Source organism: Agrococcus sp. Marseille-Q4369, assembly GCF_018308945.1.
Lineage (GTDB): Bacteria > Actinomycetota > Actinomycetes > Actinomycetales > Microbacteriaceae > Agrococcus.
Genome location: NZ_CP070501.1, coordinates 2,446,287 through 2,469,470, shown reverse-complemented (window position 1 = coordinate 2,469,470; position 23,184 = coordinate 2,446,287). Strand labels below are relative to the sequence as shown.

At 71.2% G+C, this 23,184-nt stretch carries 19 protein-coding genes and 1 pseudogene; 7 read left to right on the top strand and 13 right to left on the bottom strand.

What is annotated here, in order from left to right:
* Positions 1-61: 61 nt before the first annotated feature.
* The 3 genes from JSQ78_RS12380 to manA all read right to left on the bottom strand — a co-directional run bounded on the left by JSQ78_RS12380 (position 62) and on the right by manA (position 3,150).
* Positions 62-1,342, bottom strand: a complete 1,281-nt coding sequence (locus JSQ78_RS12380; protein WP_211447977.1) for an O-antigen ligase family protein — start codon at positions 1,340-1,342, stop codon at positions 62-64.
* 59 nt (positions 1,343-1,401) lie between these two features.
* Positions 1,402-1,767, bottom strand: coding sequence for a WhiB family transcriptional regulator (locus JSQ78_RS12375; protein ID WP_211447975.1), 366 nt, complete (start codon positions 1,765-1,767; stop codon positions 1,402-1,404).
* A 234-nt stretch (positions 1,768-2,001) separates the two neighbouring features.
* On the bottom strand, positions 2,002-3,150 hold the full coding sequence (manA, locus tag JSQ78_RS12370) for a mannose-6-phosphate isomerase, class I (protein ID WP_211447974.1): 1,149 nt from the start codon (positions 3,148-3,150) through the stop codon (positions 2,002-2,004).
* 86 nt (positions 3,151-3,236) lie between these two features.
* On the opposite strand from manA, the gene JSQ78_RS12365 reads away from it, so the two are divergent.
* Positions 3,237-4,415: an acyl-CoA dehydrogenase family protein gene (locus tag JSQ78_RS12365; protein ID WP_211447972.1), complete on the top strand. Its 1,179-nt coding sequence runs from the start codon at positions 3,237-3,239 to the stop codon at positions 4,413-4,415.
* Here the strand turns inward: JSQ78_RS12365 and JSQ78_RS12360 are convergent.
* From JSQ78_RS12360 to JSQ78_RS12350, 3 genes are all read right to left on the bottom strand, one after another.
* A complete protein-coding gene (locus tag JSQ78_RS12360) occupies positions 4,390-5,148 on the bottom strand; it encodes a polyprenol monophosphomannose synthase (RefSeq protein WP_211447970.1) in 759 nt (252 codons plus the stop codon). The two genes, JSQ78_RS12365 and JSQ78_RS12360, sit on opposite strands and share 26 nt — an antisense overlap.
* Positions 5,149-5,224: 76 nt before the next feature.
* Positions 5,225-5,599 (bottom strand): DUF2304 domain-containing protein, encoded by a 375-nt coding sequence (locus JSQ78_RS12355; RefSeq protein WP_211447968.1) that lies wholly within the window; start codon positions 5,597-5,599, stop codon positions 5,225-5,227.
* Positions 5,600-5,608: 9 nt separating this feature from the next.
* Positions 5,609-6,325 carry a glycosyltransferase family 2 protein gene (locus tag JSQ78_RS12350; RefSeq protein WP_249295701.1) on the bottom strand — a complete coding sequence of 239 codons (717 nt, stop codon included), beginning with the start codon at positions 6,323-6,325 and terminating at the stop codon, positions 5,609-5,611.
* Between the two features lie 120 nt (positions 6,326-6,445).
* On the opposite strand from JSQ78_RS12350, the gene JSQ78_RS12345 reads away from it, so the two are divergent.
* The 3 genes and pseudogenes from JSQ78_RS12345 to JSQ78_RS12335 form a co-directional block, all read left to right on the top strand.
* Positions 6,446-7,669: a hypothetical protein gene (locus JSQ78_RS12345; protein ID WP_211447966.1), complete on the top strand. Its 1,224-nt coding sequence runs from the start codon at positions 6,446-6,448 to the stop codon at positions 7,667-7,669.
* On the top strand, positions 7,670-8,503 hold the full coding sequence (locus JSQ78_RS12340) for a glycosyltransferase (protein WP_211447965.1): 834 nt from the start codon (positions 7,670-7,672) through the stop codon (positions 8,501-8,503).
* Positions 8,500-9,367: pseudogene (locus JSQ78_RS12335) on the top strand (integrase core domain-containing protein); the annotation flags it as partial. The gene JSQ78_RS12340 and the pseudogene JSQ78_RS12335, both read left to right, overlap by 4 nt.
* 120 nt (positions 9,368-9,487) lie before the next feature.
* On the opposite strand, the gene JSQ78_RS12330 reads toward JSQ78_RS12335, so the two are convergent.
* The 5 genes from JSQ78_RS12330 to JSQ78_RS12310 form a co-directional block, all read right to left on the bottom strand.
* On the bottom strand, positions 9,488-11,935 hold the full coding sequence (locus JSQ78_RS12330) for a hypothetical protein (RefSeq protein WP_211447963.1): 2,448 nt from the start codon (positions 11,933-11,935) through the stop codon (positions 9,488-9,490).
* 133 nt (positions 11,936-12,068) lie between these two features.
* A complete protein-coding gene (locus tag JSQ78_RS12325; protein WP_211447961.1) occupies positions 12,069-13,685 on the bottom strand; it encodes a DUF2142 domain-containing protein in 1,617 nt (538 codons plus the stop codon).
* Positions 13,682-14,905 carry an ABC transporter ATP-binding protein gene (locus tag JSQ78_RS12320; RefSeq protein ID WP_211447959.1) on the bottom strand — a complete coding sequence of 408 codons (1,224 nt, stop codon included), beginning with the start codon at positions 14,903-14,905 and terminating at the stop codon, positions 13,682-13,684. The genes JSQ78_RS12325 and JSQ78_RS12320 overlap by 4 nt, the downstream gene beginning before the upstream one ends.
* Complete coding sequence (locus JSQ78_RS12315) at positions 14,905-15,759, bottom strand: ABC transporter permease (protein ID WP_211447957.1); 855 nt, start codon at positions 15,757-15,759, stop codon at positions 14,905-14,907. Before JSQ78_RS12315 ends, JSQ78_RS12320 begins: the two co-directional genes overlap by 1 nt.
* Positions 15,760-15,838: 79 nt before the next feature.
* Positions 15,839-17,701, bottom strand: a complete 1,863-nt coding sequence (locus JSQ78_RS12310; protein ID WP_211447956.1) for a rhamnan synthesis F family protein — start codon at positions 17,699-17,701, stop codon at positions 15,839-15,841.
* 122 nt (positions 17,702-17,823) lie between these two features.
* On the opposite strand from JSQ78_RS12310, the gene JSQ78_RS12305 reads away from it, so the two are divergent.
* On the top strand, positions 17,824-18,819 hold the full coding sequence (locus JSQ78_RS12305) for a glycosyltransferase domain-containing protein (RefSeq protein WP_211447954.1): 996 nt from the start codon (positions 17,824-17,826) through the stop codon (positions 18,817-18,819).
* Positions 18,816-19,721, top strand: a complete 906-nt coding sequence (locus JSQ78_RS12300; protein ID WP_211447952.1) for a glycosyltransferase — start codon at positions 18,816-18,818, stop codon at positions 19,719-19,721. The genes JSQ78_RS12305 and JSQ78_RS12300 overlap by 4 nt, the downstream gene beginning before the upstream one ends.
* A gap of 21 nt (positions 19,722-19,742) precedes the next feature.
* Here the strand turns inward: JSQ78_RS12300 and rfbA are convergent, their stop codons facing one another.
* Positions 19,743-20,618, bottom strand: a complete 876-nt coding sequence (gene rfbA, locus JSQ78_RS12295) for a glucose-1-phosphate thymidylyltransferase RfbA (RefSeq protein WP_211447950.1) — start codon at positions 20,616-20,618, stop codon at positions 19,743-19,745.
* 39 nt (positions 20,619-20,657) lie between these two features.
* Complete coding sequence (locus tag JSQ78_RS12290) at positions 20,658-21,326, bottom strand: hypothetical protein (RefSeq protein ID WP_211447948.1); 669 nt, start codon at positions 21,324-21,326, stop codon at positions 20,658-20,660.
* Between the two features lie 429 nt (positions 21,327-21,755).
* On the opposite strand from JSQ78_RS12290, the gene JSQ78_RS12285 reads away from it, so the two are divergent.
* Complete coding sequence (locus tag JSQ78_RS12285; protein WP_211447946.1) at positions 21,756-23,126, top strand: cell wall-binding repeat-containing protein; 1,371 nt, start codon at positions 21,756-21,758, stop codon at positions 23,124-23,126.
* Positions 23,127-23,184 lie beyond the last annotated feature (58 nt).

Sequence of the window (23,184 nt, the reverse complement as noted above, 5' to 3'; positions counted from 1 at the left end):
GCAAGGCTAGGCGCGCGGCTCTCCGTGCCGGCGGGTTGGGGCCGGTGTGCCGCGCGATCGGTCAGCCGATGGTGCCGATCGCGACCGTCTTCGGCGCGCGCGGCACGATCTCGCGCCGACGTCGCCCGATCGTGAGGATGAGGAGCAGGATCATGCCGTACTCGAGCCACGGGCGGGATTCCGCGAGGCCCTGCACGAAGAACGCGACCCACAGCAGCAGCGGCGCCGCGTTCATCGCGTACTCCTCGGGGCGCGAGCGGTACATCGCGCCGAGGCAGTTGACCATCGCGCGCCACTGCATCGCCGCCCACAGGATGACGCCGACGATGCCGAGCTGGAGGAAGACGTCGAGCCACACGTTGTGCGCCTGCAGGTAGGCGACGTCGCCCACGCGGCCCAGCACGTGGAACGGCGGCACCCACGGCTGCCAGTAGCCGAGGTAGCCGACGCCGACGACGGGGCTCGAGAGGGCGAGGTCGACGACGCGCCCCCAGATGTCGAAGCGGCCGGTGAGGTCGGCGTCGCGGTTGAGGAAGTCGGCGACGTGCGCCCAGTTCGCGATGATGAGCCCGAGCGCGACGAGCCCTGCCGCGATGACGATCGCGAAGATCCGGTAGAACGCAGCGCCCCGCCAGCGCACCCACGCGGCGATGAGGCCGCCGATGATCGCGACCGCGAGAAGGGCGAAGGTGACGGTCGCGCTGCGCGCGAGGACGAGCATCCCGATCGGGAGGAGTATCCAGATCGGCCATAGCCGGTCCATCCCTGCAATAGCGCGACAGGCCGCGACTACGAGCGCCACGAGTGCGAGCATGGCCAGCAGGTTCGCGTTGCCCATCACCCCTTGGATGCGTCCGCCTTGGAGAAGCAGCCCGCTCGACCAGGAGAACTCCGCTGTAGTCCCGGGCGGGTAGTCCGACCAGAGCGGGAACAGCGGGCCGGATAGCGCGAGCGACACGAAAAGCTCGAAGGCGAGCGATGCGAGAAGGAGCCCTTGGAGGCTCCAGTGGAAGACCGCGAGGATGAGCCGGTACGGGAGGGCGGCGATGAAGATGGCGCTCGCGACCATCCCGATGAGCCCGATCGAGCCCAGCAGGCTCGCTCCGGGCGAGATCGCCCAGGTGGCCGAGACGACCGCGAGCACCGTGAACATCGCGATCGAGTTCGGCAGGCGCGAGAGCCGCACGCGCAGGAGCACGAGCTCGACGACGACCCAGGCGATCGACGCGACGATGAGGACGCCCCATGCCGGGTAGCCGATGAGGTTGCGCACCGCATCCCCCGCCGCCGCGTGCACCACCACCCAGGTGGCGAGGAGGGCGCGGCGGCGCTGATTGGGCACCGACCCATCGTGCCATGCGAGGCTCGCGGGCTCAGCCGCGACGGGGTGCTGCAGCGCGATCAGGCGAGCTTGCGGAGCTTCCGGCGCTCGCGCTCGGAGAGCCCGCCCCAGATGCCGAAGCGCTCGTCGTTCTCGAGCGCGTACTCGAGGCACTCGGCCCGCACCTCGCAGGACTCGCAGATGCGCTTGGCGTCGCGCGTCGAGCCGCCCTTCTCCGGGAAGAACGCCTCCGGGTCGGTCTCGGCGCACAGGGCGTCGGCCTGCCAGGCGAGCGCGCTGTCGACCTCGGCGTGACGCACCCCGGGCACGCCCAGCTCGACGGGATCGACGAACCAGTCGGTCGGGATCGGGCGGTGCAGCGCACCGTTCGTGATCGAGTGCTGTCGGTGCGTCGGCGCGTCGTTGCGCTGCTGTCCCTCTCGCATGGCGTCCCCCGGTTCTGCGGCCCCCGGCCGGGCCCGCTGAGGACAATTACATCGGTGTAGTTCGCGCCGCGTCAAGTCGGCGATCATAGGCGTGGCGTGTCGCCGAGGGCGGCCGCGCCGCGGCGTGTCGCGGTGCTGCGGCCGCCGTGGCAGCGCCCGACGCGCCCGCGGAACGACCGGCACGAGGGCGCGCTTCCAGGACCGGTCCCGCCAGGCGCGCACGGCGTCCCAGGGTCATGCGGCGATCCTAGGGGCGGGCTCGGCCGCGCCCGAGAGCGCCGCCCACCCGTCGTCGCCCTCGAGCTCGAGGTCGCCCGCCACCGAGACGAAGGCGGCCTCGCCGCGCGCGAGCTCGAGCCGCTCGCCGCCAGCGGCGATCGAGAGCGGCGCGACCGCGAGCACGATCGCCTGCGCCGCGGACGCGCGGTGCCGGCCGTGCACGTGCCGCAGCTCGAAGGGCGCGGCCGGCTTCCAGCCGGTCGCGCCGGGCAGCTCGACGGGAGCGAGCCGCGGGTCGTCGAGCGGCGTGAAGTCGAGGATGCGCAGGAGCTCGTCGCGATCGACGTGCTTCGAGGTGAGGCCGCCCCGGAGCACGTTGTCGCTCGGCCCCATGAGCTCGATCCCGAGGCCCTCGAGGTAGGCGTGCAGGTTTCCCGCGGCGAGGAAGAGCGCCTCCCCGGGCTCGAGCGAGAGGCGGTGCAGCAGTAGCGCGATCGCGATCGCGGGATCCCCGGGCGACGCGTCCTCGAGCCGGCGCACGGTGTCGCGCTCAGACTCGAGGGCCGCGGGCAGCCGCTCCGCGGCCGACACGATCGCCCGCGCGACCGAGCGCGGCTCGTCGCCGCCGGCGAGCATCCACCCCACCGCGTCCTCGAGCGATGCCCGCGCCCGGTCGGCGAACGGCGCGACCCGCTCGTCGATGGAGGTGAGCGCGTCGAGCACCGGCTGCGAGCGCTCGAGCGGGCGGAACCCGCTGAGCGCCTCGAAGCGCGTCACCGCCACGAGGAGCTCGGGCTTCGCGTGCGGGTCGCGATAGGTGCGCGTCGGGGCGTCGCGGGCGAGCCCCGCCGCGTCCTCGCGCGCGAAACCCTCAGCGGCCTGCGCCGCGTCGGGGTGCGCCTGGAGCGAGAGCGGCGCCGCCGCGGCGAGCACCTTCAGGAGCATGCCGGGCTGCGGGGCGCCCGCGTCGTCGAGCACCTCGTCGAGCGGCCGGCCGTCGACGCGCGAGGGGCAGCCGGGGTGCGCGCCGAGCCACAGCTCCGCTTGCGGCCGCCCCGTCGTCGGCGTGCCTAGGTAGTCGGGGATCGCCGACGCGCTGCCCCACGCGTAGTCGCGGGGCTCGTTGGTGATGCGCACAAGCACGGGGGCGGCTCCTTCGGGCACAGTTGGGTCGAGGCTACCAACGGCCGACCGGACGGCCCGCCGCTGGCCTAGCGTGCGGAGCGACCGCTGATCCTGACGGGAGCACCATGACCTTCACGCCGCTCGAGAGCGACTTCTACGGCTTCGCCAACGACCTCACCGACGCCGAGCAGGCCTCCCTCGCGGAGATCCGCGAGTTCATGGAGACGCGCGTGCGGCCCGAGATCGACGAGCACTGGCACGCCGACGCGTTCCCGATGCACCTCATCCCCGGCATCGCCGCGCTCGGCGTGGTCGGCCCCGCGTGGGCCGAGTCGGCGCGGTTCGAGAACTCCGCCGTCTACCGCGGCTGGATCGCGCTCGAGATGAGCCGCATCGACGCATCCGTCTCGACCTTCGCCGCCGTGCAGAACGGCCTCGTCGCCGGCTCGATCGGCGTCGCCGGCTCCCCCGAGCAGCGCGCCGAGTGGCTCCCGCGGCTCGCCGACTGCTCGGTGATCGGCGCGTTCGGGCTCACCGAGCCGCTCTCGGGGTCGGATGCGTCGAAGGGCCTCGCGACGACCGCGCGCCGGGAGGGCGACGAGTGGGTGCTCGACGGCGAGAAGCGCTGGATCGGCAACGCGACGCACGCCGATGTCGTCATCGTCTGGGCGCGCGACGTCGCCGACGGTGAGGTGAAGGGCTTCATCGTGCCCACGTCGAGCGAGGGCTACTCGGTCTCGAAGATCGAGCGGAAGATCGCGCTGCGCATGGTGCAGAACGGCCACATCGTGCTCGACGGCGTGCGCGTGCCGGAGTCGATGCGGCTGCAGGGCGCCGCGAGCTTCCGCGACACCGCGCGCGTGCTGCGCCTCACGCGCGCCGAGGTCGCGTGGAGCGCCGTCGGTGTCATGATCGGCGCCTACGAGGCGGCGGTGCGCTACACGACCGAGCGCACGCAGTTCGGCAAGCCGATCGCCGCGCACCAGCTCGTGCAGGACCTGCTCGCGAAGTCGCTCGGGCACATCACCGCGTCGATCGCGCTGTGCGTGCAGGTCTCGCGCATGCTCGACGAGGGCAGGCAGGGCGACGCGCACTCGGCGCTCGCCAAGGCCTTCACCACGGCACGGATGCGCGAGGTCGTCGCGTGGTGCCGCGAGGTGTGCGGCGGCAACGGCATCGTCACCGACTACGACGTCGCTCGCTTCTTCGTCGACGCCGAGGCGATCTACACCTACGAGGGCACGGCGCAGATGAACTCGCTCATCGTCGGGAAGGCGATCACCGGAGCGTCGGCGTTCGCCTGACCGCCTCGGCGCTCGAGCGCAGCTGGCCGAAGCGCCGGCCGATGCCCCACGCGGTCGTGCGCACGAGCGCCTCCGCGATGATGCCACTCGACATCTTCGAGCGGCCGAGCTCGCGTTCGCGGAAGGTGATCGGCACCTCCTCGATGCGCGCGCCGAGGTCGGCCGCGCGGCGCGTCATGTCGATCTGGAAGCAGTAGCCCTGGCTCGAGATCTCGCACGCGAGCATCTCGCGCAGCAGCTCGGCGCGGTAGACGCGGTAGCCCGCGGTCATGTCGGCGACGTCGATGCCGAGCGCGAGCTGCGCGTAGCGCGTGCCGGCGCGGCTGATGAGCTGCCGGTGGACGGGCCAGTCGACGATCCCGCCGCCGGGCACCCAGCGCGAGCCGATCACGAGGTCGGCGCGCTCAGCGGCCGCGAGCATCGCGGGCAGGGCGTCCGCGGGGTGCGAGCCGTCCGCATCCATCTCGACGACGAGGTCGAAGCCCTCGTCGATCGCGAGCCGCATGCCCGCGAGGTACGCGGCGCCGAGGCCCTGCTTGCTCGAGCGGTGCAGCACGCGCACCCGCGCGTCAGCGGTCGCCATCGCATCTGCGACGTCGCCCGTGCCGTCGGGGCTGCCGTCGTCGATGACGAGCAGCGTGACGTCGGGCACGGCCGTGAGCAGCCGATCGGCCGTGACCGGCAGCGCTTCGCGCTCGTCGTACGTCGGCATGAGCACGATGGTTCTCGGCATGGATCTCCGTCCAGTGGCAGGAAGCCGATCGTAGTGGGCGCGGGTGGGCGATTCCTGCCCGGCCGCGCCGCGGCGCTCAGCGCTCCTCGACGCCCGTCGAGCTCGGTGCCGGCGGCCGCGCCTCGGCGATCGCGAGCTCTCTCGTGAGCTCCGAGACCTGCCGGTCGACCCTGCGCAGGTGTGCCGAGGTCGAGAGTCCGTAGCCGATGAAGACGATGATGAGCCCGTAGAGCAGCAGGTCGGCGCCGCGGCCGACGCCCACGGCGTTCGCGACCGCGTTCGCCAGCGACGGGAAGATCACGGCGATGATGCCGACGACGAGCGCCGCGAGCATCGTCAGCCGCCGGATCGCGAGCCCGCGCGCGCCCTTCGTCGGGAGCACCAGGATGACCGCGGGCACCGCGAGCCCGATGATGAGGATGATCTGGATGACGATCTTGCCGGTGTCCATGCTCCCGCCCTACTTGAAGATGAGCTCGCTGAGGATGTTGACCGAGTTCCAGAGGGACTGGCCCTTCGAGCGCGAGTAGTCGGTGTAGATGACGTGCACGGGCTCCTCGGCGTAGCGCAGCTTGAGCTCGCCGAGCTGGTCGACGATCTCGGAGGCGTGCGCCATCCGGTTCTGGGTGATGCGGATGCGTCCGGCGGCCTCGCGCGTCATCGCGCGGAGGCCGTTGTGGGCGTCGGTGAGCCGCACGCCGCTCGTGACGCGCTGGAAGATCACCGCAGTCCGCAGGACGAGCCGCTTGGCGAGCCCCGGCTTCGTGCGCCCGTCGAGGAACCGCGAGCCGATCACGATGTCGAGCGGCTCGACCCGCAGCCGCTCGACCATGCGCAGCGCATCCTCCGTGCGGTGCTGGCCGTCGGCATCGAAGGTCACGATCCAGCGCGCGCCCGGGTCCTGGAGCGCGTAGCGGATGCCCGTCTGCAGCGCGGCGCCCTGCCCGAGGTTGATGGCGTGCCGCACGACGTGCGCCCCGCCCGCCCGCGCCTCGTCGGCGGAGCCGTCGGACGAGCCGTCGTCGACGCACACGACGTTGGGGAACGTCCGGCGCGTGTGCTCGATCACCTCACGGATGACGGGCGCCTCGTTGTACAGCGGGACGACGAGCCACGTGCCGCGAGCGATCTCGGGGGTCGCGAGCGGCGCACCGTCGAAGTCGCCTCCTGCTGCCACCCGGGCAGTCTACCGGCGGGCGGGCGGCGAGCGCCGCGCCGCACCGGCGCGGTCGCGACGTAGGCTGGCACGCATGGGACCGCGCCTCGCCTCCGCTCGCTCGCGCGGCGCCGACGGCGCATGACGACCGCCGCGAGGTCCGGCCTCTCGGGCGTCGCGGGCGCGACGGTCTTCTCGGCCGCGTCCGGCTACCTCGTCCTCTTCATCGCCGCCAGGAGCCTCGGCGCGGAGCGGTACGACGTCTTCGCCGTCTACTGGTCGGCCTTCTTCGCGCTCACCGGCATCGTCAACGGCCTCATGCACGAGTCGACCCGCGCCGTGCACGCGGCGCTCGGATCCGAGCGGCCGGGCGGCGCGCGACCCGCGATCGTCGCGACGGTCGTCGGCGCCGCCGTCGCGCTCGCCGTGCTCCTCTCGGCTCCCGCGTGGGCGGAGCGGCTCGTGCCGGAGCACACCGGCGTCGGCGTCGGCCTGCTCGCGGCCGCGATCGCGAGCTTCACGCTCCAGGCCGCGCTGAGCGGCGCGCTCTCCGGCGCCGGGCGATGGGGGCTCTACGGAGCGCTCCTCACGATCGACGCCGCGCTCCGGCTCGTCGTCGCGCTCGCCGCGGCGCTGCTCGGCCTGCCTGAGATCGGCCTGCTCGTCGCGACGGTGTGCGGATCGCTCACCTGGCTGCTGCTCGTTGCCCTCTCCCCCGCGTGCCGCGACGCGCTGCGCCTGCGCGCCGACGTGGCGCTCCGCCCCTTCCTCTCGCGCGTGCTCCAGGCGATGGTCGCGGCGTCGGCGACCGCGGCGCTCGTCGTCGGCTTCCCGGTGCTGCTCAAGGCGACCGCGGCGGCCGAGGATCCACGGGTGCTCGGGGGCCTCATCCTCGCGGTCACGCTCACGCGCGCGCCGCTGCTCGTGCCGCTGACCTCCTTCCAGAACGCGATCGTGGTCTACTTCGCCGACCGGCGCGGGGCCAGGTCGCGCGCGCTCGCGCTCCCGGTCGCCGCGGTGCTCGGCATCGCGGCGCTCGGGGCTGCGGCCGCCTGGCTCGTCGGCCCGCCGATCCTCGCGTTCATGGGCGAGGGCTTCGACGTGCCCGGCGTGCACCTCGCCGGCCTCACGCTCGCCTCCGGCACCACCGCAGCGCTCTTCCTCTCGGGCGCGGCGGCCCTCGCGCACGACCGCCACGGCGCCTACGTGCTCGGCTGGTGGGCGGCCACGATCGCGACGCTCGCCCTGCTCATGCTGCTGCCGCTCGACGTGACGGCTCGCACCATCGTCGCCCTGCTCGCCGGGCCGCTGCTCGGGCTAGCATGGCATGCTGTTGCAATCGCGCAGCGGGACGGGAACCGATAAGTGGAAGACTGGCGAACCTCGGTGCTGATGGCCGCGTATCACCGCGCGGAGCCGGCGCATTTGGCTGAGGCGCTGGAGAGCATGTTCTCTCAGACGCTGGCCCCCGACGAGATCGTCTTCGTCGAGGACGGCCCCCTCGGGGAACCCCTGCGGCGCGTGCTCGACAGCTACCAGGGCAAGGACATACCGCTCGTGCGGGTCGCGTTGGCCGAGAACAGCGGGCTGGCCGTAGCGCTGCAAGCCGGCCTCGACGTCGCGCGCTACCCCTGGATCGTGCGCATGGATGCCGACGACATCTCGGTCCCGCACCGGTTGGCGACGCAGATGGCGGCACTCCGGGAGGGTGGCATCGACGTCATCGGCTCTGCGGTGAGCGAGTTCGACGGCGACCCGACGAACGTGGTCGGCATGCGATCGCTGCCGCTCGACCATCACGCGATCGTCCGCTACGCCCGGATGAACAATCCCATCAACCACCCGAGCGTCGTTATGCGCCGAGAGCACCTCGTCGCGGTGGGCGGCTACCGGTCCGTCCCCTTCATGGAGGACTACGACCTCTTCGCGCGGCTGCTCGCGCACGGATCCGTCTTCCGAAACCTCGCTGAGCCACTGCTGCTCTTCCGAGCCGGGGACGCCATGTTCAGCCGCCGCACCGCGCCGGGCATGTTCCGAGCGGAGCGCCTCATGCAGCGGAACCTGGTGGGATATGGCTTGGTATCGCGACCGCGATCCTGGCTCAACCTCGTCGCTCGCTCGGCCTTCCGCGCCCTCCCTCGGTCTGCGATGCGCCGCAGCTACCGCGTGCTGTTCTACCGCTCGCGCGACGCCAGTTGAGCGGCCTGGTCGTGGATCAGAGCTGGCCGGTCGAGCGGGTCGCCGATCGCTTCCAGTGCGTCTCCGGGACCGCGCGCCGCTAGGTCGGCCAGTACCGGGCGGGCGAGCTGATAACGGACCGCTCCTCGCGCTCGCACCGCTCACCGGGTAGGGTCCCGACGAGGATGGAGGGTCGCATCATCAGCGTGCGCTTCAACCGCCGCTGGGGACCGCACCGGATCGGCTACCGCCTGGGCGTGGCCTGCTCGACGGTCGGCCGGATCTTGGCGCGGTTCAAGATGCCGCTGCTACGCACGATCGGCCAGACAATCGGCCTGCCAGTGCGCAAGCTCAGGCCGGTCCGCTACGGGTTCTCGCGTCCGGGCGAGCCGGTCCATGTCGACATCAAGTAGCAGGGCCGCATCCTCTATGGCGGTGGGCCCCGCAAGCTCGGCCGCACAGTCGGCAACCGCAACAACCGCAAGCGGAGGCTCGGCTACGCGTTCCTGCATCACGCGGTCGACCACAACACCCGCATCGCCTACTCGGAAGGCCTCGACGATGAGAGGAAGGACACCGTGGCCGGATTCGTGGCGCGAGAGAGCGCACTGCGAATCGCTCGGCATCCAGGTCACGGCCGTGATAGTCGACTACGGCTCGTGCTACCGCTCCCACGCGTTCAAAGGCCCCCGGGCGAAGACGTGAGGCATCGCAGGGCGCGCGCGTACCCGCCCGTAGGCCGAACGCTTCAACCGCACCCTCGAAGAGGAATGGGCGTACGCCCAGACCTACCTCTCAGATGCGACACCGGCAGCCGCCTACCCGACCTGGCTGCATCACTACAACCACCACCGACCCCAAACCGGCATCGGCGGCCTCACCCCATGCAACGCCCACACCACGTCACGGGAAAGAACAACTCGGCGGCCCCGGCGGCCCCGGCGGCGCGGCGGGCGCCGTGCTCCGGGCCCGCCGCGCCTCGAGGCGGCTGTCTGGTTGCCTGCCCTAGCGGCGGACGGTCCGGCAGCCCAGCCAGACGTTCGAGCCGCCGCCCTTGTTGATCGCGGCCACGCAGATCTCGTTGCTGCCCGCTCCGATCGGAACGGTGACGCCGAAGCCGTGAGCTGAGCCGTACGAGGGGTAGGCGCGCCCCACGTCGGCGCGCGGGAGGTTGGCCACCGTCGCGGTGCCGACCCGACCTGTCGAGCTCGTGACGTACACGTGCACGTCAATCGGTCCCTGTCCCGCGTCGGGGTCGAGTGCCCAGCCGGACACCGAGGCGGATGCGCCGGAGACCGTCGCCGCCTCGAAGTTCCCGAACGGGTTCACGCCCGGCTGCGGCGAGGGCGCAGGAGGCGGAGCGGGTGCCGCGACCGTGACGGTGCGGCAGCCGAGGAGCACGTTGCCGCCGGGGCCGGCAATGTTGATCCCGAAGACGCACACCTCGTGCGCGCCCGCGGCGAGCGAGAGGGTCGTCGAGAACCCGTGATTCGCTCCGAAGACGGGGTAGATCCGCGCCACGTCGGCGCGGGCGCCGTCGGCGCGCACCGGCGGCACGCCCCGGCCGTTGACGTACACGTGCACGTCGGTCGGCGCGGCGGTGTCGGGGTCGATCACCCAGCCGCTCACCTCGGCCCCCGTCGGCGTCGCCTTGACCGCCTCGAGGTTGCCGAAGGGAGGCCCGGACTGCCCGGTCACCACCGGACCCGTGACCGGCTTGCACCCGAGCCACGTGTTCTGGCCGGCGCGCTGGTTGATGGCGGCGACGCAGATCTCACCAGCACCAGGCGAGATGCGCACGTCGACCGAGAAGCCGTGCTGCGCGCCGAACACCGGGTACGCCCGGGCGACGTCGGCGCGCTCGAGGTTCGCCATCGTGCTCGTGCCGACGCGGCCGTTCGAGCCCGACGCGTACACGTGGATCTCGATCGGGCGCGTGACGTCCGGATCGATCGCCCAACCCGAGACGCGCGCGATGTCGCCGGTGACGCGCGCACCCTCGAAGCTGCCGAAAGGCGGACCGGTTCGGCCCGTTCCGGGCTCGCCGACCACCGTTCGGCAGCCGAGCCAGACATTCTGGCCTACCCGCTGGTTGATCGCCACCACGCAGATCTCGCTCTGCCCCGCGGGCACGCGCACCTCGACCGAGAAGCCGTGATTCGGACCGAAGGCGGGATGCACGCGCGCGACATCTGGACGCGGCTTGTCCGCGACGGTCGGGGTACCGACGCGACCCGAGGTGTTCGAGACGTAGACGTGCACGTCGACCGGACCCAGGACGTCAGGGTCGATGGCCCAGCCCGACACCTCGACGAGATCGGCGTCGACGCGCGCGCCCTCGAAGCTGCCGAACGGCGGGCCCGACTGTCCCGTTCCTGCGACGCCGGTGACCGTGCGGCATCCGAGCCACGTGTCCTGGCCCGCGCCCCGATTGATCGCCGCGACGCACACCTCGCTCTGCCCGGCGGGGATCGAGACGTCGATCGAGAAGCCGTGCTGCGGCCCGTAGCTCGGATGCGCGTTGCCGACGTCGGTGCGCGTGAGGTTCGCGACGCCCGCGGTGCCGACGCGGCCCTGCGGCCCGGAGACGTAGACGTGGATGTCGATCGGCTCCCGAACGTCGGGATCGATCGCCCAGCCCGACACCTCGGCGATGTCACGATCGACCTTGACCGCCTCGAGGCTGCCGAAGGGCGGCCCGGAGGGGCCGGCCGGGTTGCCGAACCAATCGCTCCACATCCGCCAGAAGTTGCGATTGCCGTACGCGGAGCAATCGTCACCCGTGGAGTACAGGTTTCGCAGGGCGGCGGCGTTCGGCTGGTATGGCGTGTAGTTGTAGAGTCCCGCCGTCGCCTGGTTCGCGATGAAGACGGGCGACGAGCCGCACGCGGCGTTGGGGTGGTAGAGCACCTGGTTCCAGCGGCCCGCGATGTGGTTGTAGTTCGCGGGATATGCCGAGTAGACCTTGAACTGCCGGGCGGCGTAGTACACCTGGTAGAAGAACCCGCCGAAGGAGGAGTCGCACGGCGCTGTGTCGGGGCAGGCGAATCCTGTGGCGCGGTCGAACTGGCGCTGTGTCGGGTCGGGATCGGTGACGAGGCTCTGCTCCTTCTGCAGCAGCACCAGCAGCACCTTCTGGCTGATGCCGCACGCCGCGCCCACGCGAGCGATGATCGTGGCGGCGCTCGCCGAGCCCATGGCGGGCAGAGCGGAGCAGCGCGCGGTGCCGCCCATGGCCGGCGTCGCCTGCGAGTAGCCCTTGAGGCACGTGTAGCCGGCCGTGCAGCTGCGCAGCTGCGCGTCGAGGAACGACTGCACGGCGTCGGCGTTCATCGCATCGCCGTCGAAGAAGTTCTCGTCGCTGATGAGGTTGCCCGGATCGAAGTCCGCGGCGGTCGCCGCCGCTGCCCGCGGCGCGCCTCCCGGCGGGGCGACCAGCAGCGTCGTTGTCAACGCGAAGATCGCCGCGAGAGCGCTCCAAAGTCGGACGGACCGCATACGAACCCCATTTGACGTGACCTGATAGATGCGTCAAACGTACTCGAGGACGAGCGCGCCGGCCTGCATGCCAGCGAGTGCCGCTCGATCACGCGGGTGCTCGCTCACCTCGCAGGGGAGCCGGTGGCGCAGCGGGGCGCGCGTCCCCGGCGCCCTCCGCGGCCGCCGTGTCCGCCCCAGCGGCCGGTGGCGTTGACGCGACGGCGTGCGCGCGCGCAGCGGCAGCCGACGAGCCGCCGCGCCACCCGACGGCGACGAGCGTCGCGACCGCGGCGGCGAACGCCAGCGACCCGACCGCCCAAAGCGTCATCGGCGAGACAGGGGTCGCCCACCACCACTCGACGGCGCGATCGAGGTTGAACCCCAGGACGTCGACACCCGTGACGTACCGGCGCAGGTTGGCGTGCAGCGCCATGCTGTGCGCGAGGGTGAGCGCAGCCGCGGCAAGGACGATCTGCGGACGGCCGAGCTCCAGCCGTCGGCCTGGCACTTCGACGAGCGCGAGTCCCCCGATCATGATGACCATCGGGAAGATGTAGCGGGGCTGGACCCATTCGCCCACGCGGACGTCGTTGAGCAGCAGCATGTACATCGGCAGCACCACGAGCGCCGCACCGACCCCGGCGAGCGCGATCCACTTGCGCACACCGCCGCGTCGCAGTCCTGCGAACGCGATCGCGGCGAAGAGTGCTGCCGCCGTGATCGAGCTCACCGCCGGCATGTCGGTGTCGAGCCAGCCGAGACCGCCGACCCCGAAGTCGCCGAACACACCGATCCAGAGGTCGGGTAGTTGGCGCAGGTTGTCGAATGCGAGCGCCCTGCGCTCGAACAGGCCCTCGTTGGAGGCGGCGTTCTCGGCGATCGACCCGGACAGCCCGGTCGAGAAGTAGGCGGCTGCCGCGGCGACCGAGAGCACGATCGGCAGCACGAGGCGGATCGCGTAGCGCCGCGCGGGCTCGAACGCGAGCACCGATGCCGCGCCGAAGCCGAGCACCGCGTAGATCGCTGCGTCGGACCGTGCCCCCGCGCCGATGGCGAGGAGCGCTGCGGCGAGAGCGCCGAGCGCCCAGCGCCGCCAGCCCTCCTGCCGGAACCACCCGAGCGTCGCGAGCCAGAGCCCCGACGCGGAGATGAGCGCCCAGGAGCTCGGGTTCACGCTCGGCACCAGGAACATGCCGAGGGGCACGATCGAGATCGCGGCACCCCAGGTCAGGACCGGGCGCAGCGCGGGCGGCAGCAGCAAGAGCAGCAGCACCATCACGCCGACGTAGAGCACCGCGTTCGCAGCCCGCATCAGCACCACGGAAGTCTGGATGTCGTCGCTCACGAAGGCGCTCATCGCGCTGTAGAACAGCGGGGGGTACGACTCGTCGACCCAGTTGCCCCGATCGGTCGGCGTCATGACCCCTTCGCGGACCGGGCACGCACCCGCGCTCGTGGGGACGAACACGTAGCACGCCGCGACCGGCGAGATCGCGTCGGGCACGAGCCGAGCATCGTCGTCGACGATCTCACACCGGTCGTCGACCGGTCCGCCCGCGCACCAGATGCTCGCCATGTGGAAGTCGTCGTCGGGGCTCGAGCCGGGCGGGGACGACACAGCCCACGACAGCAGCGCGACGACCATCGCGACGGGCACTGCGATGAGCGCGACGAGCCGTCGCCAAGGCCTGCGGGGCTCGCGGCCTGCGGTTGCGGGCGTCACGTGACTGCGCGGCCGGCGGTCGTGCCCGTCGTGAAGTCGACGAAGCGCGACTCGACCGCGAGGATGCCCCCGTAGGTCTCTTGCCTGGCTCTGCCCATGGCGAACTTCGTCATCGCCTTGACGTTGTCTGCGGGGTTCGGGTCGTCGATCTCGCGCACATCGCATCCGATCTCGTACTCCCCCGGCCCGATCGGCAAGCCGTCCACGGCGATGTCGACCGTGCCCTCGCCTGCTTCGAGTCGCTCCGGCACGAAGCCCCGATCCTGCCCGATGATGGCCCACAGGCGCTGACCGTGCATGGTGTTGATGGTCGCCGAGAAGTTGGGGCGCTCGAACGGCTCCGGCGCGGTGTACGAGAGCCGCAGCGTGAAGGGCTGTCCGGGGTGGAGCTCGGTCGTCGGCTCGCCGGACGCATCGATGACCGCCGCGCCCGTGAACCGCACCCGACCGCTGCCGTAGCGCTTGACATCGCCCTCGATCTGGTGCACCGCGTGGTTCGCGTCGGCGTACTCGTCGACGATCCGCCCCGACTCCCCGATGTCCTGCACGACGCCGCCATCGAGCCACGCCGCTTGATCGCAGAAGGAGCGCATCGTGCCCATGTCGTGCGAGACGACGACCACGGTCTTGCCATCGCGCTTCAGCGCCGCGAACTTCTCCTGGCACTTCGCCTGGAAGTCCATGTCCCCCACCGCGAGCACCTCGTCGACGAGGAGCAGGTCGGGGTCGGTGTGGATCGAGACCGCGAAGCCCAGGCGCACGTACATGCCCGACGAGTAGTTCTTCACCGGGTGGTCGATGAAGCGCTCGACGCCCGAGAAGTCGATGATCGAGTCGAGCTTGCGATCCACCTCCTGCTTGGTCATCCCGAGGATCGAGCCGTTGAGGTAGATGTTCTCGCGGCCGGACAGCTCCGGATGGAAGCCCGAGCCGACCTCGAGCATCGCGGCGACGCGGCCTCGCGTGGAGATCGAGCCCGAGTTGGGCGTGAGGATCCCCGCGATGCACTTGAGCAGCGTGGACTTCCCGGATCCGTTGCGCCCGAGCAGGCCGAAGGTGACGCCCTCCGGCACTTCGAGCGAGACGTCCCGCAGCGCCCAGAACTCCTCGTACTTCGCGCGACCGCGCTTGAGCACGGTCGCCTTCAGCGATTGGTTGCGATCGTGGTAGACGCGGAACGTCTTCGAGACGTCGCGCACGCTCACGGCAGAGTTCGCCATCACAGCTCCTCGACGATGTTGCGGGAGAACCGGTTGAAGATCAGGAAGCCGAGGCCGAGCAGCACCGCAGCCCAGACCGAGACGTACAGCCACGAACCGAGGCTCGGCATCGCGAAGTCGTAGAGGATGTTGCGGTACATGCTGAGCAGCCGTTCGGCGGGGTTGAGCTGGAACGCGGCCAGCAGGGGGACGGAAGCGCCGAAGATGGAGTAGCCGGCCGCGTCCATCCGCTCCTGTGCGGCAGCGACGAACGCGACGGGGAAGATGACCCCGGAGCCGTACATCCAGATCTGCGAGACGATGCTCCAGAGGTGCTCCATGTCGCGGAAGTACACCGTCGCAACCGAGAGCATGAGCCCGATGCCGAGGACGAAGGCAGTTGTGACGAGCACGAGCGGGACGATGAGCGGGAGGGTCAGCAGGATCTGCCAGCCGCCGATCGCGCCCATGATCACCGCGATCACGAGCAGCTCGATCAGGAACGTGAAGGTGAGCGAGAGGATCTTCGACAGCACGAGCACCCAGCGCGGCAGTGCGACCTTCTGCAGCAGTCCCGCGTTCGAGAGCAAGGCGTTCATGCCAGCGCGGATGCACCCGCTGATGTAGCCCCAGGAGATCACGCCGATGCCGATCCAGAGCGGGAAGAAGTCCACGCCCGAGTTCGTGCCGGGCTCCGCGGTCACACGGAGGATGACCCCGAAGACGACCGAGAAGACCGCGATCTGCGCGAGCGGGTTGACGAGCGACCACAGACGGCCGAGCGCGGTTCGCTTGTACTCGCTGCGGATCTCGCGGAGCGTCAGGTTCGTCAGCAGGTTCAGCGTGACGCGAGACTGGCTCGGCAGCGTGGTCATGGTCCTCCATATCCCGGCGGGCGTTCGCATCACGCTCGGGCGACTCACCAGCCTAACAGCCGGCCCCAGGCGCTCGAGGTCACCGGCTGGCGGACGAGAGTCTCGCGCGCGTGCGCTTGGCCCCGGTCAGCACGGTGTGGGCGAGCCGAGCGGTCGCCGGGCTCGCGCTCACCGCCCGGCGCGCGAGCACGCGGAGCAGACCGGCGATGTCGCCGCTGAACGCGTGACCGCCCATCGCCCGCGCCAGGCGCACCTGCTCCCAGACCTCGCCAGGCATCGTGGCGAGCGACTCCTGGAGCTTGTAGTCGAGCGCCAGGTGCGACGTCGCGGCCTGCTCGGTGGTGAGCAGGGTGCGCACGTGGAAGTCCGCCTCGATCGCCGCGTAGCCGAGGAGCCGCTCGAGCACGTGCGCGAGCTCGCCGTCGCGGTAGCCGCCCTCGGTCGGGAAGTCCTCCCAGTCCCACTCCCGCCGCAGCAGCGGCCGCAGCGCGGCGGGCCGTGCGAAGAACATCGACCCGTAGGGTGCGACCGGGCTGAGCTCGTCGAACGGCACATCGAAGCCGAGCTCGTCCGCGAGCCGCTCCGCCGGCTCGCGGTTGGTCAGCCAGGCTCGACCGAGCGTCGGGTAGCCGATGTGGATCATCGCGGGGAAGGCCATCCCGAGCGTTCGGTGGTCGGCGAAGATCCGCAGCACGTTCGTGGCGTAGCCCGGGGTGTGCAGCAGGTTCTCGAACAGGTGCCGCTTGAAGATGCGCGCCTGGTTGTAGTGCGCTTGCGGGGAGCGCTTCGAGTGGATCTTGAGCAGAACGTCGAAGCGGTCGCCCTCGATGACGTCGCGGCACCCGACGAGCAGCGCAGAGATGTCGCGGCCGCGATTCGACGGGATGAGCCGCACCTCGTCGCCGGAACGACCCCTCCGGCGCAGCGTGGCTTCGATCGCGTCGCGCTTCTCGGCGGCAGGCGTCGTCGCGATGAGCGTGTACCCGCCGGGCAGCTGATCGCAGAGGTCGAGCAGCTCATCGAGCATGTCCTCGTAGAAGACGTGCGCGAGCACGCCGACGCGGAGCGAACGGGGGTCCGTGCCGCCCGCATCCACGTCCGGCAGCACCTCGAGCAGCCCCATGTTCGTGTGCACATCGCGCGGCCGGGCCACTCGGCTCATGTCGGCCCACACGAGCTCCATCGGGTATCCGCTGCGCTCGAGCGCGATGCGCGTGTCGCGACCGATGAGGGCCTGCTGCTCGAAGTGCAACGGGTCGTGGAAGAGCAGCCGGCGCTTGACGATCGGGCAGCCCGCCTCGACCAGCAGCTCGGGAGCCTCCATCGTGGCGTTCTGCACCGGGATGAGCGAGTGGGGGAACGCGACCGCGGACCGGAATCCGGCCGACTCGAAGTAGTGGGTGAAGCGGCCCTCGTTGTAGGCGACCGCGTCGAGGTAGTCCTTGATCTCCGGCATGCGGCTCCAGTACCGTCGCCAGGCGGTCGACGTGTACATGCGGCGACGCACCGCGACCCAGTAGGTCTGGATGTGGCGCCGCAGCACCGGTCCACGCGTGATCGGGTTGGGGCGCACCTCCGGGTGGTCGGTCATGCCCCAGAAGTCGACATCAGCGCGCTCCATCTGCTCGAAGACCGGGGCCAGCGGGCGCACCGGGGCGTAGAACGTGGTGTTGAGCAGCAGCACCTCGTCGACCTCGTGCACGAGCCGGCCGGCGGCTGCGAAGCCGTCACGGTACGCATAGACGTCGAAGCCGGAGTTGTCGCGGTAGACGACGTGGTCGGCCAAGGCGGCCGCAGCATCGCGCGCCTGGTCCGAGAGGGTGCCGTTGACGACCAGCACGACGTGTTCGACGTGCTCCCGCAAGTGGCGCACGAAGTGCTCGACGTAGCCCCCGAGCCGACCGGCTCGGTCGTAGTGGGCGATGATCGCAAGCCGACGCATCCAGGCCTCCCCCGCAAGGCACTCCACCTCGCCGCGGCTCTCATCGTACCGGCGGCGCCCGAGCCCGCTTCGCTAGCATGAGTCGGGCGGTCGCCGAACCGCCCACGGGGAGGGGAGGCGTCATGGCAACACGTCGGGCCGTCTACACGGTGCTCATGGGAGGCTACGAGCAGCTCAACCACGACTCGGCGCGATCCGACTCCGGCATCGACTTCGTCTGCTTGACGGATGACCCGGCGCTGCGCAGCCCGACGTGGACGGTCGTGCCGGTGGAGCCCGCGCTGCCCGCGGACCCCGTCCGCAGCCAGCGGATGCTCAAGATCGTCGGGCACCCCGCGCTCGACGAGTACGAGGAGACGCTGTACGTCGACAACGCGGTGCAGCTGCTGGGCGATGCCCATAGCATCCTCGACGACTGGCTCGGCGAGCATGACCTCGCCATGCACGCGCACAGCTACCGCGAACGCGTCGTCGACGAGTTCGACGAGGTGCTCGCGCTGCGCTACGACGACGGCGTGCGCATCCACGAGCAGCTGATGCACTACGCGGCGACGGCGCCCGAGGCGCTGGCGGACCGACCGCTCTGGACCGCGATGCTCGCGCGTCGGCACACGCCCGCCGTCGCGGGGGCGATGCGCACCTGGTGCGACCACGTGCTGCGCTACTCGCGGCGCGACCAGCTCTCGGTCACGGTCGCGCTGCGCAGCCATGGCCTCCACCCGCGAGTCATCGAAGCGGACAACTTCGGGTCGGCGATCCACCGGTGGCCGATGGACGTCGGCCGACGCGTCGAGCAGGGCAAGGCGTCCGCGCGGCCCGCCGGGCCGCTGATCGCCGAGATCGCACGATTGGAGCGCCGCGTCGCTGCCGCCGAGCGCGATGCCGCCGAGCTCGTCGAGCTCCGAGAGCGCCTCGCGGGGCTCGACGACCAGGTGAGCGCGGCACGGGCGGATGCCGCTCAAGCGCACGAGGACGAGCTCGAGGCCCGCGCCGCCCTGGAGCGGGCGACCGAGCTCGCGCGCCAGCGCGGCGACGAGGTCGCCCAGTTGCGCGCGAGCACCTCGTGGAAGCTGACATCGCCGGCCCGCCTGGCTGGTCGACTGCTCCGGGGCCGATGACCGAGCTCGTCGTCGTGCTCATGGCGACGCACAACGGGGCGTCGTTCCTCGAGGAGCAGGTCGCCTCCATCCTCGCGCAGCGCGGCGTCGAAGTGCGGGTCGTCATCTCGGACGACGGCTCGACCGACGGCACGCGCGACCTGCTGCGGACGATCGCCGCAGAGGAGCCCCGCGTGGTGCTGCTCGAGCCCGTGGAGCTCGGCTCCGCACACGCCAACTTCCTCCGGCTCATCGCCGACGCGCCATGGGACGGAGCCTCCGTCGTCGCGTTCTCCGACCAGGACGACGTCTGGCACGTCGAGCGGCTCGCCGCGCAGGTCGACCAGCTCCGCGGCGTCGACGCGGTGAGCGCGAACGTCGTCGCCGACTACGGCGACCGCCGCATCCTCATCGACAAGGCGCAGCCGCAGCGATCGCTCGACTTCGTGCTCGAGAGCGCGGGGCCGGGATGCACCTTCGTGCTCTCGGCGCGTGCGTTCGAGCTCGTGCGGCGCACCGTCGTCGAGGACCCGGAGACGGCGGCAGCGCCCATCCACGACTGGCTCGTGTACGCGATCGTGCGAGCCGCGGGGATGCGGTGGCACATCGACCCGACGCCCGTCATCGACTACCGCCAGCACGCGGACAACGTGGCGGGCGCGAACCTCGGTTGGCGGCAGGCTCGTCGCCGGCTCCGTCGGCTGCGATCGGGTGGCTTCCGCCGCGAGGCCGCAGTCGTCACCCGCATCGCGGCGCGGGTCGCAGCCGAGCCCGAGCGGACCCGGCTGCACGCCGTCGCCGCGCTTCTCGAGCGCGACGACCTCGCCGCCCGGCTCGTGCTCGCGCGGGGAGTCGGCAGCCTGCGACGCCGCCCTGCAGACCGAGTCGCGCTCGCCGCGCTGCTGCTGCTCGGGCTGTGGTGACTCGGCTCCCGACGCTCGAGCTCAGTCGCGCGCGGCGCGCTCGAGCAGCGTCAGCAGGTAGCGCCCATAGCCGCTCTTGACGAGCGGCTGGGCGAGCTCTCGCAGCTGGTCGTCGTCGATCCAGCCGGCCCGCCAGGCGATCTCCTCGATGCAGCCGATCTTGAAGCCCTGCCGGTCCTCGATGACGCGCACGTACTCGCTCGCCTGCATCATCGACTCGAAGGTGCCGGTGTCGAGCCACGCGACACCGCGGTCGAGCACCTGCACGCTCAGGTCGCCGCGCTCGAGGTAGCGCTCGTTGACGGTCGAGATCTCGAGCTCGCCGCGCGCGCTCGGCTCGATCGTCTTGGCGATCTCGACGACGGAGTTGTCGTAGAAGTAGAGGCCGGGGACGGCGTAGTGGCTCTTCGGCTGCTTCGGCTTCTCCTCGATCGAGACCGCCCGCATCTCGTCGTCGAACTCGACCACGCCGTAGGCAGCCGGGTCGGCCACCTGGTAGGCGAAGATGAGGCCGCCGTCGATGTCGCCGTGCCGGCGCAGGCTCGAGCCGAGCCCGGTGCCGTGGAAGATGTTGTCGCCGAGCACGAGCGCGACCGACTCGTCGCCGATGAACTCCTCGCCGATGATGAAGGCCTGCGCGAGCCCGTCGGGGCTCGGCTGCACCGCGTACTCGATCTGCATGCCGAGCTCCGACCCGTCGCCGAGCAGCGCGCGGAACTGATCGTTGTACTCGGGCGTCGTGATGACGAGCACCTCTCGGATGTCGGCCATCATGAGCGTCGACAGCGGGTAGTAGACCATCGGCTTGTCGTAGATGGGCATGAGCTGCTTGGAGATGCCCTTGGTGATGGGCCACAGCCGCGTGCCGGAGCCGCCGGCGAGGATGATCCCGCGCATTGCCCTGCTTTCCGATCGGGGGAGGTGCGGTTCAGCGTATCAATCGCGCGAGAGCCGCATGTCTCGTTCGGCGTCCGCGCGGATTGCGGCCAGCACTGGACCGTGCGTGCGAGCGAGCTGCTGGTCGTTGCCACCGGACCAGACGTTGTGCGCATTCAGGCCGCTCGTCTGGCTCCCCGGGATGAACGGGAAGTGCACCGGATGGCGCTCGACCTGCGCGGTGCGGAAGCCGTGCTCGACCGACAGCCTGTGCAGCCAGACGTCATCAGCCGTCGGCGCCGACTCGAGGAAGGCGTCCCCCGCGTCGCGCAAGGCATCGACGAGCTGCGGGGGCAGCAGCTGCCCCGAGACCGACGTCGCGAACGCGGCGAAGCTCGGCAGCGCTGTGTCGAACGTGGGCCACTCGGTGTACGGGGCCAGTCGATCGCCCCGGAACCGCATCGCGTGGCAGCGGAAGGCGACGACGTGTCCGGGGTGCCGCGCCCTCGCCGCCAGGAGTCCCGAGAGCCAGGAGGGCGGATAGACGATGTCGTCGTCGCAGACGACCATCGGCAGCCGGTGCGCGCTCGCGCTCGCCGCGTAGCCGCGGTGCTTCGTGTGGACGCCGTAGCCGCTCGCCACCCAGCGCACCTCGAGTCCGCGTCGCCGCTGGCGTCGGAGTCGCCAGGTGAGCGCAGTCCCCTCCTCGAGCCAGAGGACGAACCGCACGGGGAGCTCTTCACCCCGAGCGATCGACTCGATCGCCAGCCAGGCGTGAGCGACTCGATCGCCGTGCGTGGTCATGCAGACGACGGCAGCACCCCCGTTCGCGGTGAGCGGCCGGCGCGACAGCGCGCAGCGCAGCCAGAGCCGCGTGATGTCGCCGGCGAGGGCGGCATCCGGGCTGTCGACCGTCCCCTCCGAGTGAGGCAGCCCCGCCCAGCGGACGGCCGCTCGGCGCAGGGCGCCTCGGAGACGAGCGATCGACCTGCGTGCCGCCCCTGAGCTGGACGGCATCGCCGCTCGGCCTTGGTCTCGTGGTTCCATCGCCTCGACCATAGCGAGCCGGTCCGCGAGCCAACAGATGGCCCTTGACATGGCGCAAATCTGCCTGCAGAGTAAAACTTTTGTACCCCATCCTTCGATGAATCGAGCTCTATGCGCCGTCTCGCGCTCTCATCCCTCGCTGTCGCGGTCGTCGGCTCCGCGCTCCTCGGCCCAGCTCCGGCAGCCCAAGCCGCCGATGCGCGCCTCGACGGGGCCGATCGCTTCGAGACGAGCGTGCTCGCATCGCGGCAGCTACCGCCCGGCGACGCGGTCTTCCTCGCGTCCGGCGCTTCCTTCCCCGATGCGCTCGCGGCCGCGCCCGTCGCGGCTGCGGAAGGAGCGCACCTGTTGCTCGTTCGCCCAGACGGCATCCCGGCATCGGTTCAGGCGCAGATCGCTCGACTCGCGCCCGAGGAGGTCGTCATCCTCGGCTCGGAGGCGACGCTCTCCGCCGCCGTCGCGGCGCAGGCCGCGCAGACCGCACCGCAAGCGAGCGTCACGCGCATCGGCGGCGCCGGCCGAGTGGAGACGTCGATGCTGCTGCTCGACCGCATGCGCGAGCGCACGCCCGTGCGCGACATCTGGGTCGCGAGCGGAGCCACCTTCCCCGACGCCCTCGCGGCGGGGGCCGTCGCAGCCCGTGACGGCCACGGGCTCGTGCTCACCCTCGGCGACGACGCGGCGTTCCGCCAGCACCTCAGCGCGCGCGTGAGCGGCGTCGAGCGCTTCCACATCCCCGGGAGCGTCGCGAGCGTCGGCGACGACGTGCAGTCGCTGCTCGCGAGCACGGGCCGCTCGGTCACGCGCTTCCCGGGAGCCGACCGCTACGAGACGGCGGTGCAGATCAACCAGCGCTTCACTCCCGCGCGCAGCGGGGGCCAGCTCGTGCTCGCGAGCGGCACCGACTTCCCCGACGGCCTCGTCGGCGCGGTGTACGCGGGGCTCCGCGGCGAGCCGCTCTACCTCACGACGCCCGGCTGCGCATCGAGCGGCTCGGTCGCTGCGGAGCGCGACCGCGTCGGCAGCCGCGGCATCACCGTGCTCGGCGGCGTGACGACCGTCTCCCCCGTCGCCGCCGCGCTCGTGCCGTGCGGAGCGGTCAACGCCTCGACGAGCGATCTGCTCGATCGCATCAACCGCGAGCGCGCCGCCGCAGGCGTGCGCCCACTCGTCGCGGACGGCTGCCTCACCCGCATGGCGGGCGGCTGGGCGGGCGCGATGGCCGACGGCAACCTCGCCGGCTCGGCGCACAACCCGTCGCTCACGGCCGACGCGCGCGCGTGCTCGCTCCGCGGCTGGGGCGAGAACGTCGGCCGGACGAGCAGCGGGAGCCCGGACCCCGCGCGCATCATGAGCGCGTGGATGGCGTCGGAGGGGCACCGGAACAACATCCTCCGCGCGAGCTTCACCCACATCGGCATCGGTGTCGACCGCGGCTCGAACGGCTCCTGGTACTACGTGCTCGACTTCGGCACCCGCTGAGCCCGGCGGCCCCGCCGGATAGGATGGGGGTTCCGACCGAGACGGGAGCGGGAGCGCC